Below are 23,780 nucleotides of genomic sequence, written 5' to 3'. Positions count from 1 at the left end.
TCCATATTCTCCAGTTCTGCCTCTTCACAGCAGTATCTCATTAATAGCACTCTTAAGATTCTCAGATACATCTGCGCCCTGAATCCAATTTGTAAACTCAGCTTTATCAAGCTTTTGAAGCTTGTCATAGATCATATCCTTGTGGATAGTCTTGATCCAAGCTCTGTCCAGAATCTCGAAGACAATCTGCTTGTAGTCATTTTCCAGAAGCTCAACACCAGTAAGCTCAATAGTCAATTTCTCACCAGTATTAACAGATGAAGTCTTGACTATTACTGATTTATCTCCACAAACTCCTTGTTCGGCCTTAATACCATAAACCTCAAACTCAAAGCTTCTCTTAGCCGGAATGAGTGTTACATCACCCTCTGCAGGATTAACAGTGATAACCATCCTCTTGGCAGCTTCATCATACTTAACTTCAAACTTGGTATTTACAAAAGCACCCTGCTCGAAGTTCATGCTGATGCCGTCATCCTCGTACATTGTGTACTCACCATCAGCGCCTCCGCCAATCAGAACATGGAGTGCCGCAGGATTACCAGTATCATTGATGTTTCCATTTCTAGTTTTTCCACCAGAAACCTTGTCATCACCAATTCTATTATCCTCATCCAGCCCGCCACAAGCCATTGGCACAATTCCGCCAGCTGGTAAAAGAACTGGAAGCTCCAAAAGCTTTCTATAAAGCTTCTTAACCTGTCCGCTCTCACTCTGATAAATGAGTCCATTAAAAATGTCATACCATCTGCCAGCAGGGATTACTGCTCTGGTAGCCCCAAGTCTAAGCTCCTCATCATCAGGACTTGTAACAGCACTGACGATCAGATTCTCGCCAAACTTGTACTCATTACCAACTTCATAAGTCTCAGCACAATCTGAATAGTCATAGTACATCGGCCTTACAAGAGGTTTACACTCCGCATAGGCTCTGTGATTCTCAGTATAAAGATATGGAATAAGCTGATGGCGAAGTCGCATGAACTTGCCTACAATGCTCCTGTATGGTTCATCCAGAAGCCATGGTTCCTTGTTAAAGAATGGGCTACAGCTACTATGGATTCTCATTATAGGAGAAAAAACTCCGTACTCTATCCATCTGATAAGACGATCCAGATTCTTATCTCCCAGCATGTGTCCGCCTATATCGTGGCTCCAGTTGTTGTAAGCAATATTGCTGGCTGTACTGGTAAAATATGGCTGGAATTCAAGAGACTTCCAGGTTACATGTGAATCTCCTGAAAAGCCCACAGGATATCTATGGCTTCCAACACCTGCATATCTAGAAAAGATCATAGGACGAAGATTTCTCTTTTCCTGATCCTCGTAGTGATAATGATTGAGCAAAAGAAGCGGATCCACATCACCACACTTCTTGCCAGTTCCCTGCTGCCAATCTATCCACCAGAAATCCACGCCGTCTTCTTCGTAAGGGTGCATTACAACATCAAAATATGCATCTCTAAACTGCTTGTCGCCAAAATCAAATTCGATAGCAGGCTTCAAATCATGGCATTTCTTGCTTTCATTAGCTGTCACATCATCATGACCACTTTCACCTTCACCAGCTTTCTTATCTTCCCCATTTTCACCATCACATGCTATCTTATCTGCCCCACTTTCACATTCACTCAGCCCCATCTCCTTTGCCATGTCATCATACATAGCCTCGAAAGGTCTGATTCCATCAGCTGGATGAAGGTTAAGGGTAACAGCAAGATTATTGTCATGAAGCTTTTTAAGGAATCTCTTATAATCAGGGAAAAACTCCTCATTCCAGGTAAATCCTGTCCAGCCTGAGCCATATTTAGGATCGATCTCAGTCAGATGCCAGTCCATATCGATAACAGCAACAGAAAGAGGAATCCCCTCCTTGGCAAAATGCTCCACCACGTCCATGTAAGAATCTTCTGTATACTTATAATATCTGCTCCACCAGTTACCAAGGGCATATCTGGGAATCATGGGCATCCTGCCACTTATCTTGCAGAAATCGCGAAGCCCTCCGTAGTAGTCCTTTCCATAGCCAAAAAAGTAAACGTCAACTGCGCCTTCCTGCCTATTAACAAACTCACCATCTTCAATAACAGGAGTTTTGCTGTCGTCAATAGCCGCATAGCCATCTCTGCCAAAAATGCCCTTCTCAAGCCTTACTCGACCATCCGCATCATCAAGAGTTCTGGCTGTTCCGCCCAAATTACTCCAGTCGGTGTAGCTGTCACCATAGTTCCAGACAACGCCATTTTCCTTGAGCTTTATCGTAAGCCCATAGGATGAGAATTCCTTTTTGTCATAGGTCAGCAAAAGAGCTGCTGTCTCAATCACAAGACTGTCTTCCCTGTCATCAACCCGAACCATAGTGCCGTCCTGTCCAGTATCTGCCTGACATCTATCGCCATCTGCACTTCCTGCAGTACATGTAGCACCATTTCTATTGATAAACGCAAAGCTAGGCCTGTCCTCAAACCTGCCTTCATCGCTATATTCAAGACGTATCAGCCTGTCAGTCAGCACAGAGATACGATATTTATCACCCTTAACTATATTACTCAACTAATTCTGCCTCCTCATCTCCGTTTTCATGGAGAACTCATCTTGATAACATACGAAGCCTTCGCAGGTACCACCAGCTCATACATTCCATCATCTATCTTTCTTCCGGTAAAAGAGCTACCTAATTCATCTACACCACTCTCATATCCAGAAGTATCTTTCCTGTATATATCAGCATCACAATTCTCCGGCTCTACTGCCCCGACGTATCCCACCGGAATCGTGATAACCCTGTCTGTATCTTCCATGGAAACGGTTCCAATATATATATTATCACCCATAAATCTGGCTACGACAATTATTTTTCCATCAGCAAATAAAACTTTTCTTCCCCCCTCGGAAAATGCAGGCTCATTACTGCGTAACCAGTTAAGCTTCTGATAGGTTCGGAAATGCTCTCCCCTTTTGCGCATCTCCTCTTCCTCCCATGGCATCTTGTACCTGAAACCTGAGTCATGCTCTATATAACCATCGATTTCAAGCTCATCGCCATAATATATACATGGAATTCCCGTCCAAAGAAACTGCATGATCACCATGCCTTGCCACTTGTCCTGATCTATTTCAGGATTATTGTGGGCTCTTGATACATCATGTGAATCAAAAAGATTCATGTTGCAGTCTGCAATAGTCTGTGGGAGTTTTGCATAATACTCATTAGTCCTGTTAACTACATCCTGAGCAGTCATCTCATATGGAACAGCCCTTAGAATCTCATTTCTCTCAAGGAAAAGATCTCCAAGCCCCGCAAACTGTCTGGCAATCCTTCCAAAGCCAAAATAGTTCATGGGCGCATTCCACCGATCACCCTGGAGATACTCTGTGCAGTCTCCCCAGTGCTCACCTATTATCATGGCATCTTTCTTTTCTTCTCTGATTGCCTGGCACAGCTCTTTCCACAGTTCATCCGCAAGCTGCACATCATCATTTCTGCCCCAGACATCAGCCACATCAAAGCGCCAGCCATCAGCATTATACGGTGGGCGGAGCCACTTTCTGATCACAGAGTCCTTGCCTCTATATACAATCTCCCTGACTTCATCCTTGCGATAATCCAGCACAGGAAGTCCCTTATAGCCAGCCCAGCCCTTAATAGAGCCATCAGTATCTTTTACATAAAAATCACTTCTATCCTTAACCCAGCTGTGTTCAATTCCAGTGTGATTTATGGAGATGTCCAGGATCAACTTAAGTCCATTTTCATGGAGCGCCCTGCTAAGTGCCACCAGAGCCTCATCTCCACCAAGGCTCTCGTCCACGTGGAAGTAATCAGCACAGTCGTACTTGTGCTCACTTGGCGCAGTGAATATAGGATTTAAGTAAACTGCAGTAACTCCCAGCTCCTTCAGATACGGAATCTTCTCTATAACTCCATATAAAGAATGATCCTTGAAACTGGTCGGAAAGATCTGATAGTATACCGCACCCTTTACCCATTCTGGCTGAACATAATCAGACATCAGAACAAAGTTATGGGCTTCATCAGGCACATAGGTGGTTATCCCTGCCTGAGTATAGAAGTAGATCACATTCCCGCTCACTATCACAAAGTAATATGACAGCCTCGGTTCGTTCATAACTGTCTCTGCGCTATAATACCAGAGTCCGGCAAAAGACCTATCGTCGTCTTTTTCCATCTCTATATACTGCTCTGCTCCATTACTTATACGTCTTAAAAACACCTTCTCTATCGGCGAGTCTTTTAAAACCCTCATTGAGATTCTAACCCTCTCACCATGCTCCGGAGTCTGATTACTTACAAATCCACGCGTTCCATCGCTATATAAACTATCCAACCAATCCATGCTTAACTCCTCAAAACCATCCACTAGCATTCATATATCAATATATTTCTATGAATTCCATATCTATATGAACCAAATCATACCTGTCTTAATGTCTTTATCCCTTCACGGATCCGGAAAGTCCCTCAACATAGAATCTCTGCAGCCATACAAACAAAATGACAATAGGAAGCGCAACGATCACAGCACCAGCCGCAAACTGTGTATAGTATGTATCGATTCTCTTAAAGTCTGTAAGCCAGTAAAGACCTACTGCCACAGTATAGGAGCTCTGCTTGTCACCAAAGAGCATACTTGGGAAGATGTAGTCTGACCATGCTCCCAGGAAGCTTCCAAGTACTGTGTACACAATAATGGACTTAGAAAGAGGCAGTGTTACATGTAAAAAGATCTGAAGTCTTGAAGCGCCATCAATGATAGCCGCTTCGTCAATTGCCTTGGGAATAGTATCAAAAAATCCCTTACTAACGTGATATCCCATGGCAGCACCAGCTGCTCCAACAACGATAAGAGCGAGAAGTGACTGATTAAGTCCGATACCCTTAAGGATGTTATAGACAGCGATAAGTGACATGAAGCCAGGGAACATACCAATGATCATGAGGATGTTCATAAAAGCCTTACGTCCTGCAAATCTGGTTCTACTAAGAACATAAGAAGTCATCAGCACGATCAGCGTATTGATAACGCAGCTGCATAACGCAACAATGAGAGTGTTGCACCACCATCTCGCAAACGGAAGTACGCTGTTGTTGGTGAAAAGATTTATGAAGTTATCAAAAGTAAATCCCTTAGGAATGAAATAGCCTACATAGTAGCCCTGTTCTGCTCTGAAGGCAGTAAGAACGATCCACAGAATAGGGAACAGCCATATAACGCCCAGTACTGTAAGGGCAATGTAACCCACATTTGTCTTGGTAACGCTCATAACCAGCACCAGTGTCACAAGTGAGCCCACAAATAATATCCAGTAGCCAAAAGACAAGTCCTTGTTGAGGAAGTTATTTGAAAGTCCAGATGCCTTAGCTATAGTTCTTGTTGAGAACATGAGAAGTCCTGAAAAAATGGTCGCAAGCGCCTGAAGTACCTGCCAGCATTTCATCACCTTTTCATTTGTCTTAAACACAGATACAACAGCCATAACTGCCGCCACAAACGTAAATACTATGGTGCCATAAATAAACACATACGCTTTAGAAGCACTGCTTCCTCCAAGGAGCTCAAGTGCCACGCCCACGACAGATCTTTTACCCTCCTCCAGATTCATATATGGAAGGAAAAGAGCCACAAATGCCACCAGCGCCACTATTACAGCCTTCAAATGGTTTTTAAGATTAAGTCCTATTACCGTTTTACGAAAGTTTCCCATTATTGGAATCCCTCCTCATTCTTCATAGCAGCCGACCTTGAGAAGGAGATCAAAGTAAAGGTTGCTGAAATAACAAAGATGATAATACCTATAGTTGCTGCAAGGTTATAATCGTTACTATCCTTGGTCAGCTTGTACAGCCAGGTAACAAGAAGATCCGTCTTGCCTGCACCCTTGAAATAATCAAGTGTAAGAGGCTGGCCTGCTGTAAGGAAATAAATAACGTTAAAGTTATTGAAGTTACCAATAAGGTTGGAAATCAGGTATGGTGTTGTAACAAACCACATGTAGGGGAATGTTATCTTCAAAAATGCAAGTACAGGACCTGCTCCGTCAATCTTGGCACTTTCATAAAGCTCTGCAGGAATATTCATAAGAATACCTGATACCATGAGCATTGTGACAGGTACACCAATCCAGAAATTGACAACAATAACTGAAACTCTGGCCCATGTCACGTTAGACAAAAATGGCAGCGCACTTGCAGTAAAGCCCCACTGCTGAAGAAGTACGTTGAGAATTCCTCTCTCTCCCAGCATTGTCGCCACAACTCTGAGTGAAATAAAGGCAGGAATCGCCATTGTGATTACAAAAACAGTTCTCCAGAATTTTTTATATTTAATTCCCTTGGAATTGATTATCATAGCTAATATCATCCCGCCAAAGTAGCAGGAAAATGTTGCGGCAAAGCCCCAAATAAGTGTCCATCCAAGCACAGGCCAGAAGGTATTTGCGAGTCTGTCTCCTGTTGATAACAGTGTAAAAAAGTTCTTGATGCCAACCCAGGTAAAGAGATTTCCCGGCGGCTGATGATCCTGATCGTAGTTGGTAAAAGCCATAAGGATCATGTAAATAAGCGGCATTACTGTAAATGTAGAAAGCCCGATAACAGGCACTGATAAAAAGAGAAAGTGTACGTTCTCATTTGCAAGGCTCTTCACATCCTCAAGGAAGGATGCAGGTCTTTTCCCAAGTTCTCTTGTCTGCCTTGCCCTCTCACCTGAATATATGGAAAAGAGCCATAAAGCAATGAAGAGTCCTGTGATAACAAGGGTTACCACACCTGCCAACAGGATCAACATTGAGTTATCTCCCTTGGTCACCTCATAAATTCCAAGCGCCTCATTGTAGGCCATACCCTGAGTATTCTCTCCCAGAGTCCTCATCATGTGCAGGTTGTGTCTTCCTGTCAGGAGCATAAACATGAAATAAGCAACCTCTATCATAAGAAAAATCAAGCCCTTTATCACCTGACCATTTCTTATATTCGCTAATCCCATAACAATATAAGAAAGTCTCGAAAAAATATCTCCCTTAGTAAACGTCGTTATTAAATTCCTGTTTTTGTTAATTACCTTCATTGTTTCCTACCTCAGTCATAGAAGTATATAGGCAACGAGGGCTTTGATATGCTAAGTCGATAAACATATGCAAATCAAAGCCCTGTTGCCAAATTAAATCAGTTTGTAAGTGAACTTGTGATGCTATCTGCAAGTGCATCGAGCTGGCTCTGAAGGTTAGCTGATGAAACCTCTCCGTTGTATACGCTTGTTCCAAAAGCCTTCATAGGATCCCAGTAGTCACCCATCTTAGGAATACTTGGCTGGTTTGTTGCGTTTGCAGCCTGGTCGTTAAGTGCGCTGGCTACGATATCATTTGCGATCTCAGCACTCTCTGAAAGAGACTTAAGTACAGGAACATCGCCCTGCTTGTTGTATCTTGTAAGGCAGCTCTCTGGGCTAGCCATGTAAACTGCAAGCTGCTGAGCGCAGAGTGGATACTGTGTATTTGACTTAACTGTGATTGTCTTGAAATCAACGAAGTTTGAAAGCTGTACGTCTTTTCCTCCGATGTTAGCAACTGGAAGAGCTACTGCAGCAACCTTGTCGCCAAGAGCTTCTCTGAACTCAGGTGCGCTCCATGCTCCGCTTGTTACAGCGCCGAGCTTTCCTTCCTTGAAAGCATTTCCGCCTACACCGTCTGCATCCTCAAGATACTTAGGATTAGCTGCAAGGTCGATCATGTACTGACCAGATGCAAGTCCGTTTGCATTGTTAAATGTACAATCCTTCTCATCAGTTCCATCTGCTCCAAAAAGTGTGCAGCCATTTCCAAGGAAGAACATCTCTGAATACCATGAGTTTGTAAGCTGTGTACTGAAGTTCCACATTCCATCTCCAAGATCCTTAGCAAGCATTGTGTCAAGGCTCTTAACCTCATCTGCTGTGAAAAGATCTGTGTTGTAATACATAAAGAATGTATTAGGCGAGAAAGGAACAGCATATGTAAGTCCATCGATTGTTACTGCATTGATAGCACTTTCTGGAAGGTCTGCTACAAGAGTATCGAAATCCTTGGTGATAGGAAGAAGAAGTCCCTTGCCTGCAAGATCGCCAACTCCGCCTGATGGTGTATAGAAGATATCAGCTGCTGTATCAGCGTCTGTCTCAAGTGCCTGTGGCGCCTCGTCGATACCAACAACTGCAATTTCATAAGTAATATCAAATTCATCATGTGCAGCGTCGAACTTCTTTACCATCTCATCTGTAATATCTACTTCCTCTTCAGGAACCCAGATCTTGAGCTCTACCTTCTGAGTCTCTGTCTGAGTTGCTGCTGTATCAGTAGCTGTTGTAGTTGTCTTGGAATCAGTTCCCTGTGCTGCACTGGCAGATCCTGCGTTCTCCCCACCGCAGCCTGTAAGTACAGATGCACCCAGCATGGCAGTCATTGCTAAGGCTCCAATTTTCTTCAATTTCATTTTTGTAATCCTCCTTTGAACATGTTTACGTTAATCGGTTTACCAAGACTATAATGGGTCAGGATGATACGGTCAACCGTTCAGAAACATTTTCCATTTTTTAGATAAATAGGGGAGTTCAAAGAGATATAATGCACACAATTTTTTAGGACAATTTGATAGTTGACATGGTAAACAGATAACCACTTGACATTAAGACTTGCGCAAATGTATAGTAATCCTTAAGTTAACCGCTTTACCAAGTAGGAGTGAACACAGTGAATATTAGAGAGATAGCACAGAGGGCCGGCGTCAGTACCGCAACAGTTTCCAATGTATTAAACGGCAAACTGTCCAAGGTTTCTGACGAGACCAAGGCCAAGATTGAGAGCATCATAAAAGAGACAGGTTATAAGCCTAACGTTATGGCAAGATCTCTTGTCAAAAAAGAGAGTCGCCTCATCGGACTGGTTGTCCCATACCTTGGGAAGGATGAGGACTTTTTTGCCAATCCATACAATGCGCATATCATTGCAGCTCTGGAACGTTACATCAGAGCTAATGACTATTACCTGATGCTCAGATGCGTAGGTGATCCAAGAGAGATTGTTCCTCTTCTATCCTCCTGGAATGTAGATGGAGCTTTTTTCCTTGGTATATATAAAGACGAGGTGCCTGAGATCAAGAGCCTTATAGATATCCCTATAGTTTTCCTGGATACCTATGCTCCTGGTGAAGAAATCGTAAACATTGGAATCGAAGACTACCGCGGAGGTTATCTGTCTGCCAGATACCTCATCGGAAAGGGTCACACCAAGCTTGCCCTTGTATCTCCTGATATCGCCTCAGAGGGTGTTATCAGAGAGCGCTACAAAGGCTTCACAGATGCCTGCAGGGAAGCCGGCATCCCATTCAAAAACGGAAACATTTATTACACAGAATCCACATACCACAGTGCAGTGCAGATTGGGCAAGACATAGCTTTTGGTGGAGGCGACTACACCGCCATCGCATGTATGTCAGACATCGTTGCCTTTGGCGTAATTGAAGGTCTCAAACAGTGCGGACTTCGCGTTCCCTACGACATGTCAGTCATAGGTTTTGATAACCTTCCTGACTGTGAATTCATGTCACCCAAGCTCACATCAGTTGCCCAGGACTTCGAGTGGAAGGCTCGCAAAGCCAGTGAATACCTTTTCAAAATGATAACCGACAAGTGCATCCTCGTAGCCGACGAACGTCAACCCATCCGCGTTGCCGAACGCCAATCCGTCAAAAACCTCTACGAGTGATTATTTAATAGTTTTTTAAGATTTGAAAGACCACATTCATGATACTATATTATGGTGTAGTGATTAATTGTTATCCAATATTTTGATTTGATTTCTATTCCAAGTTTACATACTCCTATAGAAAAGCTCTGCATCGGGTGATGCAGAGCTTTTCAAATGTTTGCACAGTATTGAAATATCGTATGATGTTTACGCAACACACATTTTCTATTACAGATACTTCTCCAGTGTCTTTCTGATAGCGCCAGTTCCTGCAAGAAGTTCCATGAAGTAACCAACCACTCTGTCTGACAGACCAACTTCTTCGAGATCAACTCCAAAGATAGTAGCATCCTTGAGAAGTGGAAGAACTGCCGCCTTAACCTTGGCCTCATCTGTCTCACCAAGCTTAATGTCTTGTACGAAGCCCTGAGCCTTCTCAAGAAGTGGATCCGGGCTAGGCTCAAAGGTCTGACCATTATCATCTACTCCCATGAGGTAACGAAGCCATCCGGCATGAACCATAGGAATGAACTTGAGATTCTGAACATCAAGCTTATCTGATGCTGCGTAAGCCTTGATTGTCTCACCAAATCTGATTGGCAATTTCTGTGATGTGTCGCAGGCAATACGCTGTGGTGTATCTGGCATGAATACGTTAGGGATTCTGACATTAACAACTGTGTCGATGAATTCCTGAGGCTTGATAACACCGGGATCAGTTACTACAGGAAGTCCCTCTGTATAACCGATCTCTTTTACCAGCTTAACAAGTGTCTCGTCCTTCATCTCATCTGAGATCTTGGTAAAGCCAAGAATGCAGCCATATACAGCAAGTGCTGTGTGAAGTGGATTAAGGCAAGTGCACACCTTCATGCGCTCAACCTTATCAACTGTCTCTTTCTCAGTAAAGATAACGCCAACCTTCTCAAGAGCAGGTCTGCCATTAGGGAACTTATCCTCGATTACAAGGTACTCGCTCTCCTCAGCGTTAACGAAAGGAGCAACCCATGTCTTCATGGAAGTTACAACTGGCTCAAGTTCCTCAACTCCATCCTTCTTGAGGATTTCGTTAACAGAATCATCTGGTCTTGGTGTGATCTTGTCGATCATTGACCATGGGAATGATACCTTGCTGTCATCCTCTACATATGCAAGGAATCCAGCCTCTGCCTTGCCATTCTCTGTCCAAGCCTTGGCAAAAGCATGCATAGCAGCGTAGAGCTTGTCACCATTGTGTGAGCAGTTATCTGTGCTGACCATGGCAATCTTCTTCTCACCTGCTACAAATCTTGCATAGAGAAGTGCTGCAACTTTACCAATATAGCTCTGTGGCTTCTCAGGTCCGTTCTCAAGATCAGCAGCAACTGCTGGAAGAGTCTCACCAGCACCATTTACAAGGCTGTAGCCCTTCTCAGTAATTGTGAAGGTTGCAAGCTTAAGAGAATCAGCGGAAAAGATATCCTTAAGACGAGCAAACTCTTTGTCATTGTTAGAATCCAGAACGCAGGACTCAGCGATACTCTCAACGATTGTCTTCTCAACATTACCGTCAGCCTTGAGAGTTACAAGGATAGAAAGATTATCGTGAGGTCTGTACATCTTCTCGATGATCTCGTAGTCATAGCCTTCTACTACAGTGAGACCTCTTGTTGTAAGTCCTTTCTCAAGCATTCTCTGTGAAAGATTAGCCTGAAATGCTCTGAAGATATTACCAGCACCAAAGTGTACCCACTCTGGATTAGCAACGGTTTCAGCTACCATCTTCTCTCTGTCAAAAGAAGGGATGTAATAGCCCTTCTCCTTCCAGGAATTGTCGTTTTTTACACTATCAAAATTCAGTTTCATTTTCTTATCCCCATCTTTTATTCACTTATCAAACTCCGCGCTGGTGGCTCTTCTCAACTGCTTCCCATAGTCCGTTGAGGTATGTAGCGCCAAGAGCTCTGTCATAGAGACCGTAACCTGGCATTGCTACTTCGCCCCAGATCATTCTGCCGTGGTCAGGACGGATAGGTCCATCAAAGCCTGTCTCGTAGAGAGCCTTAACGATCTCGTACATATCGAAGGTTCCATCAGAAGAGAGATGAGCTGACTCCTCGAAGTTTGTAGGAGAAATGAACTTAAGGTTACGAACATGTGCAAAGTGAATTCTGCCCTCAAGCGCTCTGATCATGTGTGGAAGGTCGTTCTCAAGGCTTGTGCCGTAAGAACCTGAGCAGAAGGTAACACCGTTGTGCACATCATCAACAGCCTTCATCAGCTTGAGGATATTCTTTTCATTGTTGATGATTCTAGGAAGGCCGAATACTGACCATGCTGGATCATCTGGATGAATAGCCATCTTGATATCATATTTATTACAAACTGGCATAATTGCCTTAAGGAAATAAACAATGTTCTCAAAGAGCTTGTCCTCGTCGATACCCTTGTAGAGTTCAAAGAGCTCTTTTACGTGAGCCATTCTCTCTGGCTCCCAGCCTGGCATAACTGAGCCGTTTGTATCACCAGCAAGTGACTCAAACATCTTCTCAGGCTGAATAGCATCTACTGCTTCCTGTGTGTAAGCAAGTACTGTTGAGCCGTCAGCTCTTTTTCTTGCAAGCTCTGTTCTGGTCCAGTCGAATACAGGCATGAAGTTGTAGCATACCATGTGGATGTCCTCTTTACCGAGGTTCTCAAGTGTATCGATGTAGTTCTGAATGTGCTCATCGCGCTCAGCTGTAGCTGCCTTGATTGCGTCAGATACATTAACAGACTCGATACCTGCAATCTTCATATCCTCTGCTGCGACGTCAGCCTTGAGAGCCTTGATCTCATCCTGTGTCCAGAGCTCTCCCGCCTGCTTGTTGTAAAGAGTTGTGATAACGCTCTTAACGCCAGGAATCTGTCTGATCTGCCATAATTTAACTGTGTCGTACTCTTTGCCGTACCAGCGAAGTGTCATTTCCATAGTTTGTAATCTCCTTCTATCTTAAATTTTCTGTAATCAGTAATCTTCCATATTGCTCAAAAATGTAATTCTCGCATGCTTTTTGATTACAGTATCACTTTATCCTTCCGGCTTATGTAATGGAATTGCCTCGTTTGTTGCATACATTGCAAAACTTGCTATCACATCAATGCTCACCCCTCTTTATCCCACGTCACAAATTGAAAACATGTCCAATGAACAGAAAAAGAGCATACGATTTATTTCAATCATATGCTCTCTTCAAGGGGTTTTTGAGGCTATTCCAATCTATGTGATCAGCAAGTAGCTGCTGATAGCAATGTAATTACTGATTCTCGTATCTGCTCACGTAATCAGGCTTGTTATCCATAAGAAGTGCAGCTATGAGATAAAGGATTGCTCCGCTTCCGCCTGAACATGTCATGATGATCCAGATAAGTCTTACGATCGTAGGATCAATATCAAAATATTCTGCGATTCCGCCACACACACCAAAAACTTTTCTATCATTACTTCTGTACAATTTCTTACTCATAACAACTTTCCTCCAAATAAATCAATCACAAAAGCTCAAATCTCTTTTCCATCCACATCGATTACTTCGATCTGTTCATTACCGTAATCTTTCTTGGGTAAAAACTTATTTCTGTTTGCTGCTGCGTATAAGATTATTGCCAGGATATCGTCAACAGGTCCGGGAACGAAATCCACTGGTGAAACCACATATACCAAAAGAAGCGCAAACAGCATTCCCTGTAAGAATTTGTTCATCGGCACCCTCCTTCTTGATCATTAGAATGTTTCTGTTTCGAATCTTCTTGAATATATTGTAGTCAGAAATATTTCCCAAATACATAACATCATCTGTGTCTCTGAAGTCCGTAATTCTCCAATTTTGCGAAATAAAAATTGCGAGCAATCATTTTATAATTATTTTATAACTTCTACAAATTTAGGACATATTCTTGGACTAGACTAATTAAAAGCGTCCAAATATCCAAAGAGACGCATGCATAAGGGACGGTTAATAATATGGGTAGACTAGAAGCAGAAATTGCAGAATACGTAGGAAACTTTACAAGGAGATACGGATATCCTCCAACAGTTGAGGAGCTGATCAGAGCATTCGGGATTATGACTATCATGTATTCAATGTTCTACGTTCTGAGCTTATACCGCATCGGAATGATCAGAAACTCAATGTTCTTTGGAACAGGCGGACTCAGACTCCTTCCAGTGAAGGCAGACAACTAAATATGGATAAATTAAACAAGGCTTCACATCATCTTTTAAAGATAATGTGAGGCCTCTTTTTTAACTAAACCACTTACAAACATAGTCCAGAAACAGCTTTTGTTCATGGGTGAGAGCCTTATCTTTTTTCCAGGCAATCACAAGACTCCTGTAGGGGTGCGTGGTAATCGGCACAAGGGATACATGATCCGTCTTTTCCAGCGACCATGACATCTCAGGTACCAATGAAATTCCAACACCAGCCTCCACCATGGAGCGCAAGGCATCAAAGCTCGCTGCTTCAAAAATGATATTTGGCTTAAAGCCCTTTTCCTGGCAGAGCTCTTCAGTCATCTGCCTTAGCTGATTTCCGTCACCATAAGACACAAACTTCTCGCTTTTTAATTCCTCTAAATTCAGCTTTTTTCTGGAAGACAGCGGATTACTCTTGGAAATAGCTATCTTTAGCTCATCCTTCATCAGAAACCTACTATCATAGCTTCCCTCGTCAATCGGGAGCTGGAAGAAAACAAAGTCCTCATCCTGATTCATAAGAGCATCACCCTGGCCATGATAGTTGATAACCTTAATATTTCGATATTCTTTTTCGAATTCGCTTATCATCTTAGAAACGAAGTGGATTCCACTGAATACCTTTATACTTATAACACTAAGCTTATGTCCCTTTAGTTCCTCGACGCCGCTATCTAAGCTCTTTAGAGCGATATCTACCTTTTCCAGAAACATTTTTCCGTTATCGTTCAGAACTATCTTTTTTCCATTTCGGGAAAAGAGCTCACATCCAAGTTCACGTTCCAGATTCTTAACTGTCTTACTGATGGCAGACTGAGGAATCTGGTGATACTCAGCGGCCTTTGTGAAGTTCTCTAGCATAGCTGCAGTGCGAAAATAACGAAGCTGTAACAATTCCATGGCATCCATACCTCTCCCATATATCTTCCAGTATATATCATCATATAGAATCTGATTATGTTATTCAAGATTTCGTCTATCTATAATTAGTGCATATTTGATATATGTTTGCGCGCGTAATCAGATGGAAGGAGAAATTACAGAGTATGAAAAAAGGTTTTTTTAGGGCGTTTATCGCTGTGATGATGGCTCTTTTCCTTAGTACCAGCCTACTACCCGTTCAGGCTATAGCTACGGAATCGGAGTCTGAAGCATTGATTGAACAGCCTGAAGTCGAGGAAACAACAGACAATTCGATGCGTATCCTTATGGTTGGAAACAGCCTTACCAGATACAACAACGTGGCGAGTAAGCTTGAACAGCTATTAGCCTACGTCTCTATTGATGCAACAATAGACACCAGAACTCAGATGGGTGCATCATTATTTGATCAGGCTGATATTCTGGCAGCAAGTACAAGAGCTGCCATTATTGAAGGTAATTATGATTATGTAGTCCTGCAGGAGAAATCCTCAGGTTTTAACGAGTCTTTATTAAGACAGGGTGTTGGTGCATTTAAACCATGGATTGATGAAGCTCCAAACCATCCTCAGCTTGTTCTGTATATGCCATGGGCTAACGAGGATGTATTCAGTTCCATGCAGACAAGCTTCACCGATGCCTATGTAGCAGTTGCTAAAGACAACGGAGCTCTTTTAGCTCCAAGTGGTGAAGCTTACTATGATCTGTATTTCAATGAGGGTAAGCACTGGTATCGTTCAGGTGACAATGTACATGGCAATGACCTGGCTTCACTTATTTCTGCAAGCTCGATCTTCTATGCCATTCTTGGTTCTGAGCAGTCTGTTTTACAGTTCTCAGAGGCTGATGCTGAAGTAGTAAAGTCTCTGGTAGAGAGCTCAGATTATAGAAACAATCGTGTTAACTACGATACAGCTACAGTAAACTTAATCGAGCAGAAGGCTCATACTTATGCAAACATCTACAGAGATTTAAACAACGTGCCTGATCTTACAGATCGAGGCCTTGAGCCAGGTACAAACCTTGCACTTCAAAAGCAGGGTATGGCTTCATCTAACGCAAGAGGAAGCAGCGCTGGAATAGGTGCCAGAAACGTAGGCAACCTTACAGACGGAAGCTATACTTCCTTCATCGTTCTGCATCAGGAAGATCCAGATCCTTGGTTCGCAGTTGATCTTGGAAGCGCCAAGACCTTTAACCATGTCAACCTGTACTGGGGTGGAACTGGGGATTATGCAGATTCCTACAACACAGAATATATCATCGAAGGAAGTAATGATCCAGAAAACGGATACACAGAAATAGCTACTGGAAGCAGCAGCGCTGCAGGCGCCCAGACAATCTTTTTCCAGGAATCAAGCTTCCGCTATGTACGTATCCATGTAACTAAGATAAACAGCACATATGCAAGTATGTATGAGCTTGAAGTGGCAAATGGTTCTGAGCCTGATCCATCAGAAGAGCCTTCCGAAGAACCAATTGAGGAACCTATCGAAGAGCCTTCTGAGGAGCCAATTGAGAAACCTTCCGAGGAGCCTTCAGAAAAACCTCAGCCATCAACCATTGCTGCACCTGGTGACTATTTACAGGTTAGAGTTGGTGATACATCTTACAACATGAGTCTCTTTGAACAGGGAATGTACGAGACAACAGCAACCTTTGCTGGCGGAGTTACTACTTACTCTATTACCCTGAACGGCGAGGAGATTTATACAGGCAGCATAAGAGAAAGCTCCTCCAGCCAGAACATCATTATCCGCTACTTTGCACTGAATAATACCGTTTTCACCAGCCAGGATGAGCACGAGGATTCAAATGGAAATCCAGTTCAGGACATCAAAAAGGTTGCTAACTGGACAGGAAATTTCTTTAACAGAAACGGTGTTGAAGAGTTTAAGGAGTTCGGCGGATGGGATCAGGCCAATCCTCTTTCAACCATCGAATATATCGGCGGTGGTGTTTTCGCAAGAACCCTTGATTTCACACTTCCTACCACATCAATAACCTATCAGTACAAGGTGAATTTCGACAGAGTATGGAGTAACGGAGAAATTCCTTCAGATAACAAAAAGACTACCATTCCAGGTGGCGAAGGCTCAGGTTCTATCTTAGTATGGGCAAACTCAGTAACTAAAGACGTGTTTGATTCTATCAGCGATGGAGTTACAAGCTTTAAGCTGGCAAATGGCGAAGTCTATGAAAAGGCTATCGGAACAGCTCAGGTAGAGCTTTCACTTAGAAATGGTGATACAGTCGTAGCATCTCCTATGCTCCAGACTGCAAGAAACGCCTACATGGCAACTGCTTTCATCGAACCAGGAACATATACCTGGAACAACGTTATCGACGGTAATGAAGGCTCTCTGAGCGGAAGCTTCACAATAGACGAGGCAACTGCCGTAACTTTCTTCTTTAGAACAGGCCTTGATTATGCGACAATGCTCAACACTGTAACTAACAAAACCGGCTTCTACGAAGCAACAGCCTACGCTGAGGGAGCACCAGCAGAGCCAGAAACTCCTTCTGAAGATACACCTAGCGAAGATGCTCCTAGTCAGCCATCACAGGAGACACCAGCTCAGGGATCAACTTCTCAGGAGACACCTTCAAATTCAGAAAGCAACACGCCAGCTTCATCAGATAACAGAGACTACAGCGTACAGAATCAGAGTTCATCAGGTGATACCTCCTCAGATTCCAGTCAGGCTCCGGTAGTAGCTATCGCTCCTAACCGCACACCAGCTGTAGCTGGTGCCATCACATGGCCTGTTGTTGTAAGTCGCCTGGAACGCTTAGATCTTACAGGCACATTAAATATTAATTCGCCTAAGGAAACTATCATTCCAGCTTCTGTCCTTAGCATGTTGAAGGGTAAGAATACTACTCTTGCCATTCACAGTATCGGCGGCATAGCTCTTAGCATAACAGGAACAGATATCAAAATGCCAAAGATTGCAGCAAGCACTAGGATTGATCTTTCTCTAAACAGCAATCCAAAGGCTATCTCTTCCGTTCTTATAGCTGAGAAGAAGGCGATTGCATCCAAGCAGCTTTCAATCAAGAACACCGGCGCATTCCCATGCACTGTCAATCTGCATGTGGCATTAGGAAAAGAGAATGCGGGAAAATACGCAAATCTCTACAGGCTGAACACATCCCGTAACCAGCTTGATTATTGCGGCAGCTTCAAAATTATTGATATTGGAAATGCAGTATTTGCCATGGGGCAGGGCGGTGATTATCTTGTAACAGTCACTAATACCGCACCAGTAAAATCAGTCAGAAGATAATAAAAAGGTGATCACTTCAGCAGAGGTGATCACCTTTTCTTAATTTCTTTACAATATATTATGACAAAAGAGCTTCAACTTCTTTTCTCTTCTCATACAGAACACATCCGCCTGCGTGATCTTCGATGAGTACGCCCTCAGCCTGAAGCGCCTTGAAAAGCTTGGAATTCATAGCTTCACGTAGTGATGTATCTTTTACATTGATGTCTGAATATGGTGAGAATGGGCATGGCTCAGCTCCGCCATGGGAGTTGATGTGAAAGAATCCTCTTCCTGCTGCAATGCATCCGCCTGAACTCTTCTCATCACCAGGGAAAGAAACAAATACCATCTCAGGGTGCTCCTTACGAAGTCTTGCTATCTCGCCCTTAAGGTACTCTCTATCCTCATCGCCAGGTGCCAGATGTGTTGAATCATCAGTAACTGGAACGAATTCAACGAAGATTACAGCCTTGCAGCCTTTGGATGAAAGCTTACCAATGAAGTCCTCAGAAGAAACCTCTTTGATATTCTCTGTTGTAACAGTAACTGAAGCGCCATAGATAAGGCCGCGCTTGTAGAGCTCATCCATGTTGGAAACAAGCTTGTCATAAACGCCTTCGCCGCGTCTATTATCAGTAGCTTCCTTTTCACCCTCAATACTCATGATAGGCACAAGATTTCTGTTCTGATCAAAGAGATCGAAGTACTTGTCAGCCATATATGTTCCATTAGTGAATATTGGGAAAAGAATATCCTTCTTCTTACCAGCTGCCTCGATAACGCCTTTTCTAAGAAGTGGCTCACCACCTGCAAGAAGAATAAAGCTAACTCCAAGCTCATCTGCCTCGTCAAAGACTCTGAGCCAATCCTCATCGGTGAGCTGACTTACAGGCTCTGTATCCTCTGTGGCATTGTTGCATCTGGAATAGCAGCCTGCACAGTGAAGATTACAGCTACTTGTAATACTGGCAATCAAAAATGGAGGAATGTGCTCTCCCTCTGCTTCAAGCTTGGCTCTCTTCTTGGATGCAGTCTTAGTTGCAAGGGCAAACTTGGCCATATAAGCACTTTCCTTAGGATTCTTGAGCGTTGCCTTGATCGCATCAGAAACAACTCTCTCAACTCCATGAGTCATATATTCTTGAATGTTGAATTCTTTTTCCATCTCAAAAAATCCTCTCTTTCTGAAAGGATTATATCATATTTTATATTTTGCGCAACTACATTGTTAGCAATTTATATGTTGCTATTCCTTTTTGATTAAGCTCTTTTATCACCTCATACATTTCTGTGGTGACCTTTGGGTCAAGGCCAGCCACAGGCTCATCCAAAAGGAGCAGTTTTCTGGTAGCACAAAGAGCTCTTGCAGGTGCAATAATTTCCGCACGCAGAAAGAACACCCACAAGCATGAGTGCAACCAAAATAAGAGAAAATATTTTTCTCATAATTTCCTCCAAATTTTGCAATATTAAGTTAGTAAACAGGAATTCAAAAAAGAATAAATGAGAAATTTAATTATTTAGACGCACCTTCTGCGTAACAAGAGTGTTAGCAGAAAAAAGACTTACGAACATCCTGTAAGAATCTGCAGCTATGGCAAGGGTCAGAAGCGCAATAAACACAATGATAAGTCCGGAGCTGATCTGATTAACAAAGGCTTCGCACTCTGCTATGCACTGACAGATAGGACATTCCTCGCCCACGCAGTCATGGTGATATTCGTTAACAATAAAAAAGGCGGAAAAGAGAACACTAAAGTAAAGCGCAGCACACATAAGTACTGCGATCACATTACGCGTAATTCCATTAGACTGGCTGTTATCGCGCATTGCTCTCCTCCTTCCACCTGACGATCCATGAGTAATCTATAAAGAATGCTACTTCAAGTTAAGCCGTGTGTCAATGAGAAGTGTAAATCACGGATTGCAGCGCTTACATGGTACATAGCCCTGCTCAATAAGCTCTTCTCTTGAACCTTTGTAATATATCTTATTGGTTTCGTAGATTTCATCAACGCTTTCGCAGTATATGTAATGGAACTTCAAGGTATTCCTGTTTACGACATAATCCACGTTCTGTAGAAGCTCTTCGTCTGTGTGAAATGCAAACTTCTCTGTCGTGATATTTCCTACTGTAGCGTCTTCGGCAGCCTCCATGCCGGCTCCAAGTACATTGCTGCCATCTGAATAGGTTATGTCGATTCCTGGCTGAACATTAAAGCAGAATACGTTAAAGCAGACTCCCTCGCCATTATCCTCAACAGAATAGGCTTCCATCTGAACGCCTCTGCACAGGAGATTATTCTCTTCAAATACAGGTGTAACCCTGTACATAACGTGATTGCCCGTTGCTTTTATATAGTCAGCTACAATATCCTCATAAGGCAACATTCCTTCAACATTCATGTATCTAGTGCCTGTTATAAGGTTCTGTGAGTTAGCATTTTCGCCTGTCAGTTTATAGGCTATAAGATGGCACCTGTTATAGATAAATGGTGGCTCAGAGTCCACAACTCCGGGATACCTGTTCTGCACCCAGCCTGTTGGAATAACTTCACCAATACTACTGCGATCTTCTGTAGGCATCAGATCTGCGCCAACACAGGCAAATGCTGGAGTGCATCTTCCAAGCTCATCGAGCTTGCCATATTCCTCAAAAGAAACATCCGTAATCTCTTCCTCAGTAAATCCCGGTTGATTGTTATCGAGAACTATAGATGCCTTGCCTTTGTAGTCCATGGTAACGGCAACTACATCCCTCTTATTCAGGAAAAGAAGAAAGCATAAGCCTATGTAAATTGGTATAAGAATAAACGCACAAAAAAGAAACAGGTTCTCTCTATTCTTATGCTTGTTGTAGTCATATTTATTAAAAAGACTCATAATATCTACCTCTATAAGCGATACCAGTGCCTATAACTCCAACATCATAATACTATAAAGAAAACCTATTTCAATCGATTTTACAAATATTTCTCTCTGTTTATATGTTTTTTATGGTTTGGTCCTCAAAATCCTTATGGTCAGCCAAGGCCTTCTTTACATCGATTGTGTAATCGACAGTCATGCACATATCTTCTTTGTCATCAAAGTATTCTCTGATTCTTTTACCGCCAAAATATTCCATTGTCTTCCAGGATGCAGGATTATCAAGGTCTGCATCAAGAAGAACTTCGTCGATTCCATGCTCGTCGCAGACTTTGAGAGCCAGGTAGAGGTTAAAGTTGTTGTAGCCCTTACCTCTTTCTGTTGGCCTTATGGAATAGCCGATGTTTCCGCCGTAGTTACGCAGTCTCTCGTTGAGGGCAAGGCGGATATTGCACATTCCGACTATCCTCTTGTCGTTCTCTCTTACAAGGAAAAAAGTTCTTGCTGGAACGCCGTCCTCGCTTGGCTGTCTGTTTGCATATTCATCGAGCTTATCCAGCCATCCCTCGTAGTTATCAAGAAATTTGTGGAGTCCGCCGCTTCCGTTAATATCTGAATCGTATTCGTAAAACTCATTTATATAGGCTATAGCATCGTCCTTTCTGTCAGGGCCTGGTACCTCGAAATAAAACTTCTCCATATATTCCTCCGTATCTGCATTGTCTGTTGTGTCTGCGTTGTCTGTTGTTCAGATGGTTATAGAAGTTTGTTTTTGAGCTTCTGCTGAGTTTCTGTGTCTATTCCGATTGCTGTGAAGTAGTTCTCGGCTACTCCGTATCTGTCCTCCATCATCTGCAAGAATCTGATCATGTTGTTCTCATTAGGGATGACGATGTTCATGTCAATTTCAGGGAAGTTTGCATGTATCTGCTCAAAGCGTTCCTTATTGTTATCCTTGGTTCTCATGTAGTCAAAGACTATGTCCTTTTTGCTAACACCGCAGAGCCACATTATTAGTGCTGTTATGGTTCCGGATCTGTCCTTACCTGCCGAGCAGTTATACATTATGCCCTTAGGAGCATCTGCCATTGTTTGGAAAACCTTGCCGATGTTGTCTGCGCGCGCTATCCCTACATAGCTATCTGGAACCGCCTCTACACTTTCAGGAATTCCACTTCCTTCCTCAATTGGAATGTCGTGATAGAAAAAGCCTTCCACGTCTTTTAAGCCGTGAGGTCTTCGCTCTTTTTCCTCTGGAGATCTGGTATCGATGATGGTGGTTATGCCTGTGTTTCGCAGGAATGCTATGTCTTTTTCTGATGGATAGTTGGCTACGTCGCTCCTGAAGATCCTACCGTTCTGAGTATATTTATCTGTGCCCTCTATGCGATAATCTCCAAGTTCTCTGGTGTTGAGGGTAGTCTCAAGAAGAGAATAAGGTCTTGATGCCCAGGCTACATCGTAGCTGTTAATCATGCCTTCGCCTTTTTCCAGGGCGGCCAGTTCTTTTAGGCACGCCTCTACTGCTTCTGCAATGAATTCATCTGCCATCTCCTTGGTGAAAAAGAAAATATCGTCATCTTCTGCTTTGACGAAGTACTGGTTCATTGAGTCTATGAGCCAGTCCGTATTAAAGAAGCAGATGTCATTGATGGCTTCTTTATCGAAGTTATCTGGCTTCTTGAGGTCATTTGTAAGCTTGTATTTATCTACTACGTAGGAATTCAAGATTGAATAATCCTTGTGAAGCTTCTCCACATTCCCCGGAATCAATGGATTCCAGTGATGCTTGTCATAGACAAAATGCCTGTAGACAATGTCCTGTACAAGATGAAGATAATAGCCCAGATAGAGATCATCGCTCTTCATCAGCTCCCCATACTTTTCTCTATAGAACTCAAAGTTGTAAACATGTTTGTTATTTCCGCAGACTTTTTTGCCAATGTGTCCTTTCTTATTCTCCCCTGCATCCGGAAGAACTGCCCCGAATTTAAGTCTATCTAAGTCTTTGAAAATGTGTCTTTTGGCAAGTTCGCTAGTTACCGCAAGATGCATAATACTTGATGCCATGTTAGTTCCCCATTCTATTTATTATCCAAGCAAATCCATTTGCTGTCCTTTTATCAGGATCTCTGAAGTGGTTACCTTCATTCCACTCTAGTGTGCAGTTGATGTCTTGGTCGTGAAGCAGTTTGTGGGCTTCTCGCATTTTGTCTCCCACAGTCGCCATTACCTTGTTCTTGGTCTTCTCCTCTTTATCTCCAAGACTTAGGTATACGTTTGAACACTGGATCTTGTTATCATTCATGTAGTTATCAAATTCTGGAAACCACATGGACGGTGATACTGCTGCCACGCCCTGGAAGATATCTGTCTGGTACACTGACCATAACGAATAAAGGCCTGCAAGGGAATAGCCACCAAGAATGAAGGTTCTGGAGCCCATATTCTCACAGTATTCCTGCATCACAGCCAGCAAGTCTGCTGCCCCGTCCCCAAAATCCTCATTTCCAAACACAGCAGGCGCAGGCCATGGAGAGAGGTCCTTGTTCCAATCATTTACCACAAAGGCAGCAAGAAGGAACTCTTTTCCCGTAGCTTCACGGATCAGCTCTATTTCTTTTTCCATTGAATCAAGACTGTGCTTGTCGATAGCCTGCAACAGTACTATCTGCGCCGCTTTGTCGCCATATTCATATATGTCAAAGTCTCTCAGACTCGGTCTGTGATCTGTTTGCATACAAGTCTCTCCCATCTTCACT

The 23,780-nt window shown here is 43.0% G+C and carries 20 protein-coding genes and 1 pseudogene; 3 read left to right on the top strand and 18 right to left on the bottom strand.

Annotation, left to right across the window (positions count from 1 at the left end):
• Nucleotides 1–24 precede the first annotated feature (24 nt).
• The 5 genes from IJI01_RS02315 to IJI01_RS02295 form a co-directional block, all read right to left on the bottom strand.
• Nucleotides 25–2,553 (bottom strand): glycoside hydrolase family 31 protein, encoded by a 2,529-nt coding sequence (locus IJI01_RS02315; protein WP_292185273.1) that lies wholly within the window; start codon nucleotides 2,551–2,553, stop codon nucleotides 25–27.
• Between the two features lie 26 nt (nucleotides 2,554–2,579).
• A complete protein-coding gene (locus IJI01_RS02310; protein WP_292185270.1) occupies nucleotides 2,580–4,358 on the bottom strand; it encodes an alpha-amylase family glycosyl hydrolase in 1,779 nt (592 codons plus the stop codon).
• A gap of 97 nt (nucleotides 4,359–4,455) precedes the next feature.
• A complete protein-coding gene (locus IJI01_RS02305; protein ID WP_292185267.1) occupies nucleotides 4,456–5,727 on the bottom strand; it encodes a sugar ABC transporter permease in 1,272 nt (423 codons plus the stop codon).
• Complete coding sequence (locus IJI01_RS02300; RefSeq protein WP_292185265.1) at nucleotides 5,727–7,088, bottom strand: carbohydrate ABC transporter permease; 1,362 nt, start codon at nucleotides 7,086–7,088, stop codon at nucleotides 5,727–5,729. Before IJI01_RS02300 ends, IJI01_RS02305 begins: the two co-directional genes overlap by 1 nt.
• 98 nt (nucleotides 7,089–7,186) lie before the next feature.
• Nucleotides 7,187–8,488: an extracellular solute-binding protein gene (locus tag IJI01_RS02295; protein WP_292185262.1), complete on the bottom strand. Its 1,302-nt coding sequence runs from the start codon at nucleotides 8,486–8,488 to the stop codon at nucleotides 7,187–7,189.
• 257 nt (nucleotides 8,489–8,745) lie between these two features.
• On the opposite strand from IJI01_RS02295, the gene IJI01_RS02290 reads away from it, so the two are divergent.
• A complete protein-coding gene (locus tag IJI01_RS02290) occupies nucleotides 8,746–9,759 on the top strand; it encodes a LacI family DNA-binding transcriptional regulator (RefSeq protein ID WP_292185259.1) in 1,014 nt (337 codons plus the stop codon).
• Between the two features lie 210 nt (nucleotides 9,760–9,969).
• On the opposite strand, the gene IJI01_RS02285 is transcribed toward IJI01_RS02290, so the two are convergent.
• From IJI01_RS02285 to IJI01_RS02270, 4 genes are all read right to left on the bottom strand, one after another.
• Nucleotides 9,970–11,586 (bottom strand): mannitol dehydrogenase family protein, encoded by a 1,617-nt coding sequence (locus tag IJI01_RS02285; protein WP_292185256.1) that lies wholly within the window; start codon nucleotides 11,584–11,586, stop codon nucleotides 9,970–9,972.
• 28 nt (nucleotides 11,587–11,614) lie between these two features.
• Entirely contained in the window at nucleotides 11,615–12,691 is a 1,077-nt protein-coding gene (gene uxuA / locus IJI01_RS02280; protein ID WP_292185253.1) for a mannonate dehydratase, read from the bottom strand.
• 325 nt (nucleotides 12,692–13,016) lie between these two features.
• Nucleotides 13,017–13,226 carry a PspC domain-containing protein gene (locus tag IJI01_RS02275; RefSeq protein ID WP_292185250.1) on the bottom strand — a complete coding sequence of 70 codons (210 nt, stop codon included), beginning with the start codon at nucleotides 13,224–13,226 and terminating at the stop codon, nucleotides 13,017–13,019.
• A 35-nt stretch (nucleotides 13,227–13,261) separates the two neighbouring features.
• Complete coding sequence (locus IJI01_RS02270; protein ID WP_292185247.1) at nucleotides 13,262–13,462, bottom strand: hypothetical protein; 201 nt, start codon at nucleotides 13,460–13,462, stop codon at nucleotides 13,262–13,264.
• 261 nt (nucleotides 13,463–13,723) lie between these two features.
• Here IJI01_RS02270 and IJI01_RS02265 point away from each other — a divergent pair, with 261 nt between their 5' ends.
• Entirely contained in the window at nucleotides 13,724–13,945 is a 222-nt protein-coding gene (locus tag IJI01_RS02265; RefSeq protein WP_292185245.1) for a hypothetical protein, read from the top strand.
• Between the two features lie 60 nt (nucleotides 13,946–14,005).
• Here IJI01_RS02265 and IJI01_RS02260 read toward each other — a convergent pair whose 3' ends face one another.
• Nucleotides 14,006–14,857, bottom strand: coding sequence for a LysR family transcriptional regulator (locus IJI01_RS02260; protein ID WP_292185243.1), 852 nt, complete (start codon nucleotides 14,855–14,857; stop codon nucleotides 14,006–14,008).
• Between the two features lie 146 nt (nucleotides 14,858–15,003).
• Between IJI01_RS02260 and IJI01_RS02255 the strand changes: the two genes are divergently transcribed.
• Entirely contained in the window at nucleotides 15,004–18,168 is a 3,165-nt protein-coding gene (locus tag IJI01_RS02255; protein WP_292185240.1) for a discoidin domain-containing protein, read from the top strand.
• Nucleotides 18,169–18,226: 58 nt separating this feature from the next.
• Here the strand turns inward: IJI01_RS02255 and IJI01_RS02250 are convergent, their stop codons facing one another.
• The 8 genes and pseudogenes from IJI01_RS02250 to IJI01_RS02215 all read right to left on the bottom strand — a co-directional run bounded on the left by IJI01_RS02250 (nucleotide 18,227) and on the right by IJI01_RS02215 (nucleotide 23,758).
• Nucleotides 18,227–19,315, bottom strand: coding sequence for a radical SAM protein (locus tag IJI01_RS02250; protein WP_292185238.1), 1,089 nt, complete (start codon nucleotides 19,313–19,315; stop codon nucleotides 18,227–18,229).
• A gap of 55 nt (nucleotides 19,316–19,370) precedes the next feature.
• Nucleotides 19,371–19,517: pseudogene (locus tag IJI01_RS14880) on the bottom strand (ABC transporter); the annotation flags it as partial.
• Complete coding sequence (locus tag IJI01_RS02240; RefSeq protein ID WP_292185309.1) at nucleotides 19,474–19,596, bottom strand: hypothetical protein; 123 nt, start codon at nucleotides 19,594–19,596, stop codon at nucleotides 19,474–19,476. The pseudogene IJI01_RS14880 and the gene IJI01_RS02240, both read right to left, overlap by 44 nt.
• A 66-nt stretch (nucleotides 19,597–19,662) precedes the next feature.
• A complete protein-coding gene (locus tag IJI01_RS02235; protein ID WP_292185235.1) occupies nucleotides 19,663–19,980 on the bottom strand; it encodes a hypothetical protein in 318 nt (105 codons plus the stop codon).
• Nucleotides 19,981–20,067: 87 nt separating this feature from the next.
• Nucleotides 20,068–21,033 carry a DNA/RNA non-specific endonuclease gene (locus IJI01_RS02230; protein WP_292185232.1) on the bottom strand — a complete coding sequence of 322 codons (966 nt, stop codon included), beginning with the start codon at nucleotides 21,031–21,033 and terminating at the stop codon, nucleotides 20,068–20,070.
• 100 nt (nucleotides 21,034–21,133) lie between these two features.
• A complete protein-coding gene (locus IJI01_RS02225; RefSeq protein ID WP_292185229.1) occupies nucleotides 21,134–21,718 on the bottom strand; it encodes a GNAT family N-acetyltransferase in 585 nt (194 codons plus the stop codon).
• Nucleotides 21,719–21,774: 56 nt separating this feature from the next.
• Nucleotides 21,775–23,088 carry a tyrosine-protein phosphatase gene (locus tag IJI01_RS02220; protein WP_292185226.1) on the bottom strand — a complete coding sequence of 438 codons (1,314 nt, stop codon included), beginning with the start codon at nucleotides 23,086–23,088 and terminating at the stop codon, nucleotides 21,775–21,777.
• A 1-nt stretch (nucleotide 23,089) separates the two neighbouring features.
• Nucleotides 23,090–23,758: an esterase gene (locus IJI01_RS02215; protein WP_292185223.1), complete on the bottom strand. Its 669-nt coding sequence runs from the start codon at nucleotides 23,756–23,758 to the stop codon at nucleotides 23,090–23,092.
• Nucleotides 23,759–23,780 lie beyond the last annotated feature (22 nt).

The organism is Butyrivibrio sp., from assembly GCF_017433805.1.
In the GTDB taxonomy this organism is placed as follows: Bacteria; Bacillota; Clostridia; order Lachnospirales; family Lachnospiraceae; genus Butyrivibrio.
Note: the sequence above shows the minus strand (reverse complement) of the source record. Positions and strands in the feature narration are given on the sequence as shown.